At 46.1% G+C, this 14993-nt stretch carries 11 protein-coding genes; 7 read left to right on the forward strand and 4 right to left on the reverse strand.

Annotated elements, in window-relative coordinates:
• Positions 1–17: 17 nt before the first annotated feature.
• Positions 18–1475: a 4-hydroxyphenylacetate 3-hydroxylase family protein gene (locus ACDJ59_RS07235; RefSeq protein ID WP_413408092.1), complete on the reverse strand. Its 1458-nt coding sequence runs from the start codon at positions 1473–1475 to the stop codon at positions 18–20.
• 201 nt (positions 1476–1676) lie between these two features.
• Entirely contained in the window at positions 1677–1829 is a 153-nt protein-coding gene (locus tag ACDJ59_RS07240; RefSeq protein ID WP_076209985.1) for a DUF1540 domain-containing protein, read from the reverse strand.
• 345 nt (positions 1830–2174) lie between these two features.
• Between ACDJ59_RS07240 and ACDJ59_RS07245 the strand changes: the two genes are divergently transcribed.
• Complete coding sequence (locus ACDJ59_RS07245; protein WP_413408094.1) at positions 2175–2987, forward strand: AAA family ATPase; 813 nt, start codon at positions 2175–2177, stop codon at positions 2985–2987.
• Between the two features lie 96 nt (positions 2988–3083).
• Here ACDJ59_RS07245 and ACDJ59_RS07250 read toward each other — a convergent pair whose 3' ends face one another.
• Both ACDJ59_RS07250 and ACDJ59_RS07255 read right to left on the reverse strand, forming a co-directional pair.
• The gene (locus ACDJ59_RS07250) at positions 3084–4550 is read right to left on the reverse strand and encodes an ATP-binding protein (RefSeq protein WP_413408096.1); all 1467 of its coding nucleotides are present in this window, start codon (positions 4548–4550) and stop codon (positions 3084–3086) included.
• The gene (locus tag ACDJ59_RS07255) at positions 4535–5221 is read right to left on the reverse strand and encodes a response regulator transcription factor (protein ID WP_036672909.1); all 687 of its coding nucleotides are present in this window, start codon (positions 5219–5221) and stop codon (positions 4535–4537) included. Before ACDJ59_RS07255 ends, ACDJ59_RS07250 begins: the two co-directional genes overlap by 16 nt.
• A gap of 192 nt (positions 5222–5413) precedes the next feature.
• Here ACDJ59_RS07255 and ACDJ59_RS07260 point away from each other — a divergent pair, with 192 nt between their 5' ends.
• The 6 genes from ACDJ59_RS07260 (at position 5414) to ACDJ59_RS07285 (ending at position 14915) form a co-directional block, all read left to right on the forward strand.
• On the forward strand, positions 5414–6130 hold the full coding sequence (locus ACDJ59_RS07260) for a YceI family protein (RefSeq protein ID WP_413408097.1): 717 nt from the start codon (positions 5414–5416) through the stop codon (positions 6128–6130).
• A 257-nt stretch (positions 6131–6387) separates the two neighbouring features.
• Positions 6388–10767: a glycosyl hydrolase 53 family protein gene (locus ACDJ59_RS07265; RefSeq protein WP_413408098.1), complete on the forward strand. Its 4380-nt coding sequence runs from the start codon at positions 6388–6390 to the stop codon at positions 10765–10767.
• A 266-nt stretch (positions 10768–11033) separates the two neighbouring features.
• Positions 11034–12077: an SPFH domain-containing protein gene (locus ACDJ59_RS07270; protein WP_413408099.1), complete on the forward strand. Its 1044-nt coding sequence runs from the start codon at positions 11034–11036 to the stop codon at positions 12075–12077.
• Positions 12078–12148: 71 nt separating this feature from the next.
• Positions 12149–13123 carry a sugar kinase gene (locus ACDJ59_RS07275; protein WP_413409740.1) on the forward strand — a complete coding sequence of 325 codons (975 nt, stop codon included), beginning with the start codon at positions 12149–12151 and terminating at the stop codon, positions 13121–13123.
• Between the two features lie 83 nt (positions 13124–13206).
• Entirely contained in the window at positions 13207–13920 is a 714-nt protein-coding gene (locus ACDJ59_RS07280) for a response regulator transcription factor (RefSeq protein ID WP_413408100.1), read from the forward strand.
• Complete coding sequence (locus ACDJ59_RS07285) at positions 13917–14915, forward strand: sensor histidine kinase (RefSeq protein WP_413408101.1); 999 nt, start codon at positions 13917–13919, stop codon at positions 14913–14915. Before ACDJ59_RS07280 ends, ACDJ59_RS07285 begins: the two co-directional genes overlap by 4 nt.
• Positions 14916–14993: the final 78 nt, after the last annotated feature.

Genomic DNA, 14993 nt, shown 5'->3' on the forward strand with positions numbered 1-14993 from the left:
ATAATTTATTGGTTCTCTTATTTGCTGTTGTTGGATAGAAAATCACGAACGAGCTGACGATTCGTCTGATCTTTGTTGTAGACGGAGAACAACCGATTGGATACGGTAAGGACATTGCCAAAAAAGAATCGTTCGAATTGGGTCTGTCTGCCCCCGAATGATCCAGCCCCAAGCTCCCAGATCAGGCGGAACAGAGCGTTGCGTTCGTGAGAAGTCATATCGTTCCCTTTCAGATATATATTCAGTGAAGGAGCGATATCGGATTGAAACTCTTCTTCCTGAGGGATCATAATCACCCCGCTCGAACCCAAGAGTTGCAGAATTTCAATCATCTCAGGATAAAGTTTCGGAAAGAGGAGATTGGCTGCCATCAATGGTTTGGGTGCAGGTAATACAAATCCTCTTCCGTCTGGAATTGCACCTGCCTCTGCGGCCAAAGCCAAGGCTTTTAACGATTCAAGACCTGCGAACACACGTGCAGTTTTCTCTATAACATGTGCTTCCGTATTCAGATCCAGCGTATCCGTGAGAAGCTGGATTGTACCGAGAACAAATTCCGTCTTGGCAATATAACGACACAATACCTGATGACCTGCGTGAATATGAAAGTTACTACCACTGAAGAGACGCGAGGAGATTTCCTCACTTCCTGCAAAAAATATTCGTTCATGCGGAACGAGCACCCGGTCAAAGATGACGATATTGTCCATTTCTTCATATCTGGAACTCAGGGGATAATTAGTGTGGGATTCGGCCGCGTAGGTATCCCTGCATACCAGACTGATACCCGGAAGATCATTGGGGACAGCAAAAGAGAATGCAAATGGATTTTCGTCATCAAATGGGGCGGGAGAAGGTGACGGATAGACAAAAATCTCATCCGAAGTGGCAGCTTGTGTAGCCATCATGAATGCTCCGCTAATAATGAGACCTTCCTCGGTGCGATCCACGACCTTTGCGGCAATAGCATCTTCAGTAGCATCCAATTGCCCTGAGATTTTGCTGGCATATGGCTGAATGAAGGCATGGGATAGTGTGATATCATGATCACGGCAGTACGCATAATAATTTTTGAGATTTTCTGCATATTGGGGAGATAGTTCTTTCAGGAGATCGGCACCTGTGTAAAAGGACATTATGGCTGTATTCATGTAATCGGGTGAGCGACCAAGAAAGCCGTGATGCACATTTGCCCAGATATTCATCCCTTCCCGTCGTTTACGGAGGTCGTCGGCACTGGTTGGAGGCAGGAAGGATATGCCCACAGGTTTGCCGTCTGCCGGGGAGGCATACGTCATCGTTTCTGCAAATTTAGGATCAGATTGCAGATCATACATGTACATCTGAGTCTCCATCAAACCAGCAAATGCTACATGTTCAGAGCGTTTTCCAGTAATAAGGTTACCTTTGTACCAGCAAGGGACGGACTGTGCATCAATTCGTTCGCGATACTGTGTGCCACTTTTAACAGGCATTGTTATTCACCTCTTGGTTCTAATCGTTCATGGGCATACTGACTTCTTACGTAGTGTACGTAGGTCATCTGTCCAATGTGCATTTAAGAGGTTAGAAGGATTTTTACAGAATAGGCTTGATAATAATTATCATTCTTGTTACAATAGACAAAGAAAAAAGGAACCGGTAAGGGCTCCTTTAAGTGAATCACATGAAATTACTTATTTTACTTCAAAAGTCTTACAGTCTGTTTCAGCAGACTGACTTGCTTCTTTGTTACTGTGACTCACAATGTAGATCGAAGAAGCGTTACATTTGTTCTCTTGAGCCCAGTGACGACAGGAATTAACTTCACACAATACGTCTTTTGCCATGATTGTTAACCTCACTTTAATTGGATTACAGTCGTTGGTATAAAGAATCCGGATATAACAAGTTGCCGCTTGTCAATCTGGAAAATTTTGTTGCTCTCACGAAATTCGGAGGGTTTTTTTGCGTTATACACAACGATGCACACTTAGAATAGCAAATTTTATTGAAGCTTGCAACCAAATGCCCCCATCTGTGGCAAAATAGTGGACGTGCTGTGGTTATATTTGCAAAAAGGCAGTAGTATGTTATTATTTAATAGTAATAATTACGATTAAAAGTCTAATTGATTCTATATAAATTGAACTAAGCATTTACACGAAACTATAAATGAAGGAGCATGTGTATACATGAGCAAAATAAACCATATGAACCGGATTCCCCGCGCGAAAGGGATCGATATGGCTGCTTTTTACACGCCGAAAGAGTGTAGACGCAAAGCCCAGCATATTGTATTTTCCGCTGAAAATGAACGCATCATTAATGAATTTATCACCATTCTGGGCATGAAAGAGAAGTTCAGAGAGCATGATGTATCAATCCCCAACAAAATGGTCATGTTCGGGCCACCCGGTACGGGAAAAACATTAACGGCATCACATCTGGCGGAGCGCCTTGATCTGCCATTGGTTCTTGTGAGATTAGATGCGATCATTCATAGCCATCTTGGGGAGACGGGGAGTAACGTACGTAAGTTATTCGAATATGCACGAATGAATCCCTGTGTGTTATTTCTGGATGAATTTGATGCCATATGCCGGACACGTGAGAGCAATGATGAAGTGAAAGAGATGGCTCGTGTCGTCAATACGTTGTTGCAATGTCTGGACGAATTCGATGGGGACAGTATTCTGGTGGCTGCGACGAATCTGGAAACCCAGCTGGATCACGCCATCTGGCGGCGGTTTGATACGAAGATGACCTACGGTATGCCTGATGATTCGAGTCGCAAATTGTATATCAGCAAATTGGTAGGGGCATTTGAACAGGAGACTCGGTTGGAAGATTACATATGTGAACGCTTGACTGGGTGCAGTTATGCGGATATAGAGCAGATCGTTCTGAAAGCAAAGCGGAAAGCAATCATTGCCAGTAGTGCACTTCATAAGCAACTGATCTCGGATGCTTACGATGAATACAGACCACGTGTATTAGAGTGTTGATTGCTTCCGTTCTGGATAAAGCAACAAAGAACAACGTTGAACTAGCCCAGTCTCCTGAATGGAGTTCTGGGCTAATTGTCATGTTAGCGAGGTGCATTATACTTTAACGGCTGCTCCGTATGCTTTTTCTGTATTCATGGCTTCTTGTGTTGCAGTCCAGCGTGGCAGGCTTAATCTGAACATGCTGCCTTCCGGGCTGCTGGAGACAAGTATCAGTTCACCGCCCTGTTCCTGAGCGAGTAGGCGGCTATATGTTAATCCTAGACCCAGACCACGGTTACGACGTTTTTTGAGTTCTCCACGATAGAACCGTTCGAAGATTTTGGGTTGTTCTTCGGCTGCGATGCCTGTGCCGTGGTCTTTAACATCAACGTACAGCATCTGTTCTTCTGTACTTAGATAAATGTCGAAGACAGCCTTCTGTTCAGGAGCTGTGGCATGAAGTGCGTTATTGAGCAAATTGACAATGATCTGCTGAATGCGAAGAGCATCCCCCATGGTAAAGAAGTTAATTGGAGGGGCGTGCAGCTGAACCTCTGGCATTTTGTCCTCGTACGCAATCTTCCACTGATAGATGATCTCACCGACCAACAGTTTCAGATCCGTCCGTTCCTTTCGAACGGCAACACTTCCTGCAGCCATGGCGTTATAGTCAAGCAAATCTGCGACCATTCGCTCCATGCGTTCAGATTCCTTCAAAGCGATATCCAAAAATTCTTTACCTTCCTGTGGACTCACGACATCGTCACGTACTGCCATAACGAGCCCCTTGATGGAAGTTACCGGTGTCTTGAGTTCATGACTTACCCCTGCCAGCGAAAGTGTACGCCATTCTTCAAGTTGTTGGAGACGAGTGGCCATATCGCGAAATGAATTTACAAGTTCATTGATCTCACGTTCTCGTGTATTCAAGTCAAGACTCACATCATAATTGCCACCTCGAATCTGTTCAGCGGCATAGGCGACCTGACGAATCGGTCTGGATAACTTTTTGGACAGGAGATAGATTGTAAACCATCCACAGAGGATTAGTCCTCCGAGGATTAGAGCCACGAGCCATATCGTCTCTGGACCAAATGTAATGGATTGTTTGGACTGCATGACCCACACTTTGCCCAAGGTTTGATCGCCCTCGGATATGTTGACCGTTACACCTGCATATTTGTTGTTTCGAGGTTCAAGATAATCGTCTGACAGTCGATAATGCACATCTTTTTGCTCCATTTTAGGCTGGGAAAAGATCAATTGATTGTTGTTGTCCAAGATCATGACACAAAAATAATGATCTGTGTTGAATAGTTTCTCTCGCTTGGTTACCAGTCTGTCCAGATCGGGTGGAACCCGAAGCATATTATTTTCACGGGTCACTCGATCGGCAATCTCCAGCCCAAGCAGTTCTGCGGTTTTGAGGCTTTTCTCAATGGAAGTTGTTCGAATCCAGTAGAGTGCCCCTGCCGCAATAATCGTGAAGCCAATGCACAAAATGAGAAAATATCGCAGTGTCCAGTGTGACAGAATGGATATCGTTCGTTTGGGTTTCTTCTGTTTCAGTTGGCGATCCAAAATTGATACCCCATTCCTCGCAACGTCCGAATTTCTCCCGTCTCTGGCGACCAGTGGGAGAGGGCTTGACGTAGTCGTTTAATTGAGAGATCCACAGCACGGTCACTGCCATCATAGTCCATCCCCCATACCTGTTCAATAAGATGATCTCTGGTAAATGTCCGATTCGGATAATCGGACAGGAAGAACAGTAACGACAGGTCACGAGGTGTGAGTGCAACCTCTGCACCGTTCAGCAGCACCTGCTTGGCAGCAAGATCAATGACGAGATTTCCAAAGGAACGCTTCTCTTTGCCACCTGAGGTCCAATGTGGATTACGGCGCAACACCGCATTAACTCTGGCGACCACTTCTTCCGGTACAAAAGGTTTGCTCATATAATCGTCAGCACCGGCATTTAGTCCGTTGAGACGGTCTGAAATGTCATCCAGTGCAGTTAGCATGATCACGGGACAAGCACTTTTTTCACGAATAATCCGCAGCAGATCCCATCCGTCCATTCCTGGTAGCATCACATCAAGTAATACAAGGGAAGGCGTTACGGTATCAAAAAGGGTAAGTGCAGTCGGTCCATCTGCTGCATGATGAACTTCAAATTCTGCTTTTCTCAGATAAGCAGCCAATACTCGTGCAATAGCTTGCTCATCCTCGACGATAAGTATGGATTTCAAAAAAAGCGTTCTCCTTTCGCTTTGTAAACTTGTACTGATTTTACATGAGCCAGAGCGTAAAGCCAATCCTGTATTACGGATTTGAAAAAAATATGTGACTTGTCTTATCTTGACTTCTTCCTGACACATTCAATTGATATGATTCACTCCAAGAAGCAACCTAAACAATCATGTACTGGAGGAAACATAGAGATGAACAAGAAAGCAAAAGCATGGCTTATTACAGGTGTAGCGGCGGTTGCCGTAATCGGTGGTGGTGGTTACTATATCACAAACAGTTACTTGGGGAACAACGTGGAGATTGAGCAGGTGCTTCCTGCGAGCACAGCGACTTCCACCACAGCTGTAGATAGCACAGGAACGGTTGTAGCCAATGAAACTGCTGGAGCAGAGCAACTGAACGGAGACTGGAGCATCAGCGAAGGTTCCAAAGTATACTTCTCCGTAACCACATCACAGGAGACAGTTAACTTTGTGGAAGATATGGTAACAGGCAATTGGACCATTAATGTTGACGATGCTGCTCAGATGAAGGCAGAAGGACAGATCGAGATGGACGGAATTGATTCCGGGAATGGACAACGTGATGGTCACGTGAAGCAAGCCGATTTCTTCGACGTCGCTACATATCCACAAGCTACATTTACAGCGACTTCATTTGAAGGGGTACCTGCGGAATGGCCTGTCGGTCAAACGGTTGATATCAAAATGAATGGTACCATTACGGTTAAAGGTATTGAAAAAGAAGTAACTTTTGATGCAAAAGCTGCTTATGAGAATAATGCAGTATTGTTGTCGGCAACATCCATGGTAACGTTCGAAGATTTCGGAATGGAAAATCCACACTCCGTTGTGCTCTCGACTGAAAATGATATCCAGGTGCAGCTTGAATTGAAACTTTCTAAATAAGTGTAACAATGATCATATACCTGAAAATCTGTTCTGTTCTGCCTTACGGTAGACGGACAGATTTTTTTGTTTCTCTTGCAAAATAGTGTGATTAATATAGCTAAAATGTAACTGTCACAGGATCATATTGTTAAAATAACTGCTGTTTCCTTTGGAAAATGCCGTGTTACCCATCACTATTAAGCGCTTACAATGAGGAGGAATCATAACATTCATTGATCCATGAACAATCAAACACAAAAAGGGGGAGATCAAGAGTGAACAAGAGGTACATAAGCGGGTGTCTGGTATTACTAATGCTGTTCTGTGATCTGGGGTTGATGGTTCGTCCAGCGGCTGCAGAAGATGCAAAAGTGAACGTGGCACTTAACAAGGCGGTTTCGGTAAGCACAGAATATTTGGAGTGGGAGAGTAAAAAGGAGCACTTGGTTGATGGTAAAAGTGACACGCATTGGACTGCTACGGCGGGAGTTACCTCCGAACAACCACAGTGGGCAATGATTGATCTGGGTGAAGACTACAATCTGTCCGGAGCGGAAATAACGTGGAGAGAAAACACGGTTGTGAAATATATGGTAGAAACGTCTGCTGACCAGCAGGCATGGACCAAAGTTGTTGATCAAAGTGAAAATGCCGATCCCAAACAGATCGCTGATCTGACGTTTCAGCAGAATGATGTACGGTACATCAGACTGAACATCTCCTTTTACAAGGGTGAGGGAGTTTGGCCGGAAATATTGGAGTTCAAAGTGTGGGGAGAAGCAGAAGGAACTGAACCAGCCAATATTAAAGGATATGATGAGATCGAAGTGAGAACGGTGACCAGAAGTGCGCCAATTCTGCCCAACGAGGTAAAGGCACAGTTTCAGAATGAAAAATCGGGAATGGTACCTGTGACTTGGGATCATATCGACCCTATGCAATACGCCTCTGCAGGCGAATTTACGGTAACAGGAGTTGTATATGGTGCACCTCCAGAACCTCAGCTTAAAGCTAAGGTGATCGTTGAGGGATATCGTGCAGACTATGTTAGAGGTGTTGATATTTCCACGTTGACTGCGATTGAGGACAAAGGCGGAAAATACGTGGACAGCAACGGTACAGAGCGTGATTTGCTCGATATTCTCAAGGATCGCGGTGTCAATTATGTGCGTCTTCGTCTGTGGAATGATCCACAGAAATCAGGGGGATACAACGACAAGGACGATGTCATTCGTTTGGCCGAGCGGGTGAAGAAAAAAGGTATGAAGATCCTGCTGGATTTCCACTACTCGGATGAGTGGGCGCACCCGGGCCAGCAGCTTCGTCCCAAAGCTTGGGAAGGTCTTTCCCCCGAAGAGCTGAAGCAGGCTGTATACAACTATACGTATGAAGTTGTGGGAGAAATGAAAGCAGAGGGCGCCATGCCTGATATGGTGCAGATCGGTAATGAGATCAACAGTGGTGTTCTGAACGGCTTGAGCAGTGACGTGGATTTTAAGCAAAATGTTGCACTGCTAAAAAGCGGAATTGATGCTGTACGTGCAGTAGAAGGAGAGATCACCAATAACGCGGATAAGGTGAAGATTATGATCCATCTGGCTGAAGGTGGCAAGGTGGATACGTTCGACTGGTATTTCAGTGAGCTGGAGAAACGCGAACTGAAGTACGATATCATCGGACTTTCCTATTATCCGTTCTGGCATGGGACATTTGCCGATGTGCAGAAGACCATGAATAAAGTATCTGACAAGTTCAAAAAAGACGTGATTATTGCCGAGACTTCGTATCCATTTTCATATAAAAACGGGGATGCACACGGCAATATCATTGGATCGGATGAAGCGCTTCATGTAGGGGGAGCAGACTTCCCCGCAACCGTTCAAGGTCAATATGATGCCATCGCTGGCATTATGGACATGATTGCGAACGTGCCAGGAAATCATGGCGCAGGTTTTTTCTACTGGGAGCCAGCGTGGATTCCGGCGGGAGTAGGCTGGATTGCATCCGAAGGTAATGCATGGGAGAACCAAGCGATGTTTGACTACGATGAATTTCCAGCCAACGGCGGGCATTCGTATGAAGGCAGAGCGTTATGGTCCCTTGATGTGTACAAACGTGGATTGAGTCTTCTGCCCGCAGACCGCCAGCAACTTGATGCGGCACTTACACGAGCCGAATCATTGGTACAGACTGATTTTACTCTGGATAGCTGGGTGACTCTGGCTCCGGCAATCTCGACAGCGAATGATATATACGAACAGGCATACACGCCGGGCGGGGTGACTCAAGCAGATACAGATGCAGCGACAGCAGCATTGGAACGTGTGATGCAGCAAATGCAGGTTATCACCCCGCAGCTTGACGAGCTCAGAGCCAAAATAGCGGAAGCGCGTACGTATCAGCAGACTGACTGGTCTGCGGCCACTTGGGCGGTATTGACCAAAGCGCTGGAAGGCGCTGAGCAGGTCTTGAATGATCCAAGAGCAACACAGACGGATGCGAATACAGCGGTTAAACGTTTGCATGATGCCATTCAAGGTCTATCCAATGTGGACAAAACACAACTGCACCAGTACATTCAACAAATGCAGCAGCAGACTAAATCTTCCTATACACGCCGGAGCTGGTCTGTATTGGAAGAGTCTTTGCAGGCAGCGATCCAGGTCCGAGATAACAATGCTGTTGTCCAGTCTGAGGTGAATTCAGCACTGAGTACGTTGAAACAAGCCTTTACTAATCTGGTCTCTCTGGAGGCTTTAACAACGGGAAAAACGGCAACGGCTTCAAGTAGTGCAGGGACAGGAGGCAATCAAGCCAACTCTCCTGAAGGTGCAATTGACAACAATCCGAACACTTCATGGGGAACAGACCAGAGTAAGGATAACTGGTGGCAAGTGGATTTGGGTCAGGTTGCTAACCTCCGCAAAATCGAAATGTCGATGTGGAGTGGTGGTATCAAATATACGATTGAAGTGTCCAATGATAACAAAAATTTTGTGAAAGTAGTGGACACCACAAGTGATGTTGTTGTATCGACCGCACCTAGCCATGTACTTCCAGAAGGCACGGAGGGACGTTATATTCGGGTAACGATTAAAACAGGTCCCACATGGGTAGGATTCATGGAATTTGAAGCATACGGTACGTTCCCGGCAGACAAAACTGCACTGCAAGCTACTGTAGATGCCTCTGAGAAATTAAAACAAACCGAATACACGACATCAAGCTGGAATGTGTTCAGTAAGGCGCTTTCTAAAGCGAAGGCATTCATTCTGGATGTTGAAACTTCAACGCAAGATGTGAGCAATGCGGATCGTGCGTTACAAGATGCTGTGAGTAAACTTGTACGTCAAGATGTAACACCTGGCCCTGGCCAGCCATCCCAACCAAGTGAACCATCACAACCGTCCAACCCGGGAACAGCCCCTTCAACGGGGAATCCGGCTGTAACAACACCGACTGAACCTGGTAATCCGCCAGCGAAGGGTCTAATAACAGTAAAAGGAACAGCAACCGGGGATGACAAGTATTCGATTCGTCCAGATGTATCCCTATTAACTCAGGCACTGCAATCCATGGATGCAGGAAATCGTACGTTGGAACTGATTGCAGATGTGCCTGACACAGCCAAGACAGTCACATTCCAATTGGGTGCAAGTCAACTTGCGGCATGGATTCGTTCCGAGGAAGTAAAATCTCTGGATGTAGTCGTAGGACAGACTACCGTTCGTGTTCCTCTAAGATCACTCCCGCTAATCATTGCGGAGACTGCGGGAACGTTCGACATCGTAGTTGCAAAAGGATCGACAGATACACTGTCCACATCTCAAAAAGCAGTGATCGGAAATCATACGATTGTTGATGTGAATTTGTTAATGAACAATAAGCCATTGCAATGGACAAACAGAGCGGTAGAAGTTGCCCTATCCAATGTGGAGCAACCTAAGAAAAATGATGTAGCTATGGTTATGCATTCCATATCCACAAGTGGAGAAATGAAACCTGTTACGTATTCCAAGTACGATGACAAGACCAAAACGATGACGTTTAAACCGCTGGGATCCGGCAGTTATGTCATTGCAGAAGTTGAAGTGCCATTAAATGATCTGCAAAATTACAATTGGGCTCTCCAAGAAGTGCAGAACCTATACGGTAAGGGAATTATTACGGGGATGAGCGAAACTCGTTTTGCCCCGCAAGGTGAACTGACCAGAGCACAATTTTTGCAAATGATTATTAAAGGTATTGGTGATACACGCCAGCCGGATCCATCTATTTCAGTCCCAACGGATGTGAAGGAAGGGCAGTGGTATGCCGATTCAGTACGACTTGGAATGGAAATGGAAATAATTCAAGGCCGAGCAGATGGAAGCTTTGGAGCGAATGAACGTATTTCACGAGAAGATATGGCCGTTATGCTGAACAGAGCACTGAAGGTTGTGCAACATGATCAGGATGCGACCAATGCTGTACAAGGAAATATGGTGTTTGTAGACAATGCCGAGATCGCGGCATACGCCAAAGAAGCTGTAGCCTCGATGCAACAACTTGGACTGCTAAATGGCATGCCTGATGGCACGTTTGCTCCGAAAGAAACAGCGAACCGTGCACAAGGGGCTGTTGCAGTCGCGAGACTGATGGAACAACTGTATTAGAGATAGTTCGAAAAGTCCGTTTTTGATTATGAAGGATGCCTGGTGCATCATCAGCATGCATGAATAGAAAATAACGAAGCAGGTAAAGAGATCGGATCATTTGATTCGGTCTCTTTATTTTTTGCGGAAAAAATGAGGTAAGACTTCATCCCCCTCTCTAAATAGGCATATGAACATTTTGTTAATGTCGTATTGACAATATCTAATTCATTTGTTATCATTTCGATAATATCAAAACGACAATATTAAGAAATGGGGAATGAGCCATGTTTGGATTCCGATTCGCGAAATTTCAACCCAGTGAGTATGTCATGAAAGTGAAAAATGGTGAGGTACAACGTCAAGGTGTCGGATTGTCCTTCTATTATTATGAGCCGACCACATCGGTAGTGGTTCTACCCGTGTCCTCGGTGGATGTACCATTCATGTTCGAAGAGATTACAGCGGACTATCAGACGGTTACTGTGCAAGGGCAATTAAGCTATCGCATTGTGGATTACCTGAAAATAACCCAGAGCCTGAATTACACGTACAATTTGCGCAAGAATCGGTATATCTCCGACGACCCCGGTAAGCTGGACCAACGGGTAATCACCATTGCCAAAGTACTGACCAAGAAACATCTGGAACAAATGCCGCTGAAAGAAGCTATTCAATCCAGTGAACGGCTGGCGAGCAGCATGAAACGCGAAGTTGTGCAAAGTGAAGAGTTGGAGAAACTGGGCGTTGAGTTGATGAGTCTATCGATTCTGGCCATTCTGCCTAATAAAGAGACGATGCGTGCATTGGAAGCACAAGCGCGGGAAGAGATTTTGCGTCAGGCAGATGAAGCGCTCTATGTACGTCGCAATGCCTCGATTGAACAGGAAAGACGAGTGAAAGAGAACGAACTGAACACCGAAATCGCCGTGGAGACAAAGAAACAGCAAATTCGTGAGACCCAATTGCAGGCAGAACGCTCGGTGAAACAAAAACAAAATGAGATGGAGCAGGAGCAGCTTCAGTTTAATACAGCGATGGAGGAACGTAAGCAGCAGCTGATTGAGTTAACCATTGCCAATCACAATGCCGAGGCAGATGCCAAAGCGTATGAGATTGCTGCCGTGATGAACTCATTGCAAAATGTACAGCCAAATGTACTGCAAGCAATGGCAAATATGGGCATGAATTCTGATAAGCTGATCGCACTCGCGTTCCAGGAACTGGCTGAAAATGCGGGCAAGATTGGGCAGCTTAATATCTCGCCAGATCTGTTGCAGGGATTAATGTCTCCCACGTCGGGCAGAGATCAAGGAGGCAGAGCGAGATGAGGCTAGGAAGAAGAGAGCAAGCAGAGCAGGGAGGGAAATCAGTACGTCAGCAGGCCACGGCAGATGATCGAATGAGCGAACACAAGCTGATTTTGGTGAAGCGCCGGACCCGACTGGAGGAACTGGTGGTTCGATATAACACGGTGCAGCAAGCTCAGTTCTATATTGAACGTCTGGGCGCAGACTTCAGTGATTATTTGGAGGAAGACCGTCGTTATCGGCAATCTGTGCAGCAGGCACAGCAGCAATTGGGTCAATTGGGACGGGTTCAGACGATTGATCGCGAACATGTACCCAATTTTATCTTTGGAGAGCAGGATATCGTGGTCGTGGTTGGACAGGATGGGCTTGTAGCCAACACCCTCAAATACGTAACCGAGCAGCCGCTCATCGGTGTGAATCCGGACCCGATGCGTTGGGATGGCGTGTTATTACCTTTCACCGTGGAGGATCTAAGCTTCATTGTTCCTGATGTCATTCGAAAGCAACGAACATTGAAAGAAGTCACTCTCGCCAAAGTAGAACTAAATGATGGGCAGTATCTATATGGTGTGAACGATCTGTTCATTGGTCGAAAGACACATGTATCGGCTCGTTATGAAGTGCGTTTGGGTACATCCGCAGAACAACAATCTTCCAGTGGTATCATTGTATCTACAGGCATGGGATCGACAGGCTGGTTCAAAAGTGTGCTGGCCGGAGCCACCGGAATTGTAGGATCGGCGGCTTGGCAGAACATGAATTCAGAAGCGGAGGTCGCTACAGCATCCGCATCCATTCATGGAAGCAAGCAAGAGCTGAATCATTTTAACTGGGATGCGCCTTACTTATATTTTTCAGTACGTGAACCGTTCCCGAGCCGGACGACAGCGGCCAATCTCGTGTTTGGACAGATCCATTCAAAACAACCACTGCACATTGTATCCCAGATGCCAGAGGATGGTGTTATTTTCAGCGATGGGGTCGAGCAGGACTTTCTTGAGTTTAATTCAGGGGTGGAAGCTATCATTGGGTTGGCAGAGAAGAGGGGACGTCTCGTGGTCTAAACCTTTATTTTCAAGCCGTTTCCGACTAGAATGGGTAACTAGATGTGATACACTGACGTCAGGAAACGGAAAGAGGGTTAACGATGCAGTCGATTTTGTTGGTTGAAGATGATGCCAAGCTTGCAGGATTGCTGGCGGCTTATCTGACCCGAAATGGATTCCAGGTACAGGTCACAGATGATTTTCGTCATGTATTGGATGAATTTGTGGAAGTGAAGCCGGACCTTGTGCTGATGGATGTGAATTTGCCTCAATATGATGGATACTACTGGTGTAGGCAGATACGCACACATTCCATATGTCCCATTTTATTCATATCGGCTCGTGATAGTGGTATGGATCAGATTATGGCATTGGAACATGGGGCGGATGATTATATTACAAAACCTTTTCAATATGAAGTCGTTCTTGCCAAAGTCCGTAGTCAGCTGCGCAGAGCCTATGGTTCTTACGCTGCTGTTCAACAGGAAGTGAAGGTGAAGAACGGTCCCATGATCCTTTATCCTGAGCGATTTGTATTGGAATATGATGAGCGTTCTACCGAGCTAACACAGAAGGAAGCGATACTGGTGGAAGCGCTGATGGCGAAGGCAGGGCGAGTTGTCAGCCGAGAAAAATTGTTAGAACAGATGTGGGAAGATCAGTATTTTATCGATGATAATACGTTGAATGTCTATATTACACGTGTTCGCCGGAAGTTGAAGGAGCTGGGTGCAGAAGAGATTTTGGAGACGGTTCGCGGAGCGGGATATCGTGTGTTGGATCTGGGTTCATCCGCACAGGGAGAAGGGAAATGAGACTTTTCCTGAAAGACCACCAGATGTTAGTCGGATTTTATGTGTTACAGATGCTGCTGGTTCCTTGTGTCTACTGGCTCTCTGGTGAGGGCCGTCCGATGAAGATTGTCCTTTATGGCATGCTGATCAGTACCGTGGTATTGATGGTTTATCTGGTCACTCGTTACTTCCAGCTGCGAGCATATTACCGTCTGCTTCAACAACCACGTAATCTGGTAAACGAGCCTTTCCAAACGCTTGGAAATTCGGTCGTGGCGGAAGCCATCCAGGAATTGTTACATGAACTGGAGCGTAATCGGCAGAACGAGATGGGGCAGTTACGTACTAGCAAGGAACAGCAGGTGGTATTCATGAATCGCTGGGTTCATCAGATGAAGACCCCGTTGTCCATTATCCAACTGACCTTGGAAGATGTGGACGATGAGACGGCTGGCAGTATTCAGGATGAGCTGGATAAAATGCGCAAAGGACTTGAAATGGTCTTGCATTCATCAAGGCTTGAACAGTTCGAAGGGGATTTTCGTGTGGAGCTGTTGTCTCTGCATGAGGTGCTTCGGAGTAGCATTGCAGAGAACCGACGTTTGTTTATTCGCAGAGGCATTACGCCGGATATCCGTATGGAGGGTGAACTTCAGATCTACAGTGACTCCAAGTGGCTGCGGTTCATGTTCACCCAGATTTTGACCAATGCCGTGAACTATTCCGATAGCAAATCAGGCAAAAAAGTGATCATTACAGGCTATAAGCAGGAAGAGCGTACCATCCTGGACATTCAGGATGAGGGGATCGGCATCTCGTCCGAAGATATTCATCGCGTGTTTAATCCCTATTTTACAGGCGAACGGGGCAGACAATACCACGAATCTACGGGAATGGGATTATATCTGGTCCGTGAGATCAGTGCCCGCCTGGATAACCGTGTGGAGTTGTTTTCGGAGCCGAATGAGGGAACGTTGGTCAGATTCAGCTGGATTCATTCGAAATATCCGAAGTGAAGAGCGCTTTGCCCATGGGCGAGGTGCTTTTTTAATGCACAGTATTGTGATTAGAGGAGGCAGGGGAACAGAACCTTA

The sequence above is a fragment of the Paenibacillus amylolyticus genome, from assembly GCF_047302515.1.
Lineage (GTDB): Bacteria > Bacillota > Bacilli > Paenibacillales > Paenibacillaceae > Paenibacillus > Paenibacillus amylolyticus_G.

Coding starts and splice junctions, on each gene's coding strand:
- ACDJ59_RS07235 (WP_413408092.1), bottom strand. CDS start 1,475: ATGCCTGTTAAAAGTGGCACACAGTATCGCGAACGAATTGATGCACAG.
- ACDJ59_RS07240 (WP_076209985.1), bottom strand. CDS start 1,829: ATGGCAAAAGACGTATTGTGTGAAGTTAATTCCTGTCGTCACTGGGCT.
- ACDJ59_RS07245 (WP_413408094.1), top strand. CDS start 2,175: ATGAGCAAAATAAACCATATGAACCGGATTCCCCGCGCGAAAGGGATC.
- ACDJ59_RS07260 (WP_413408097.1), top strand. CDS start 5,414: ATGAACAAGAAAGCAAAAGCATGGCTTATTACAGGTGTAGCGGCGGTT.
- ACDJ59_RS07270 (WP_413408099.1), top strand. CDS start 11,034: ATGTTTGGATTCCGATTCGCGAAATTTCAACCCAGTGAGTATGTCATG.
- ACDJ59_RS07275 (WP_413409740.1), top strand. CDS start 12,149: ATGAGCGAACACAAGCTGATTTTGGTGAAGCGCCGGACCCGACTGGAG.
- ACDJ59_RS07280 (WP_413408100.1), top strand. CDS start 13,207: ATGCAGTCGATTTTGTTGGTTGAAGATGATGCCAAGCTTGCAGGATTG.
- ACDJ59_RS07285 (WP_413408101.1), top strand. CDS start 13,917: ATGAGACTTTTCCTGAAAGACCACCAGATGTTAGTCGGATTTTATGTG.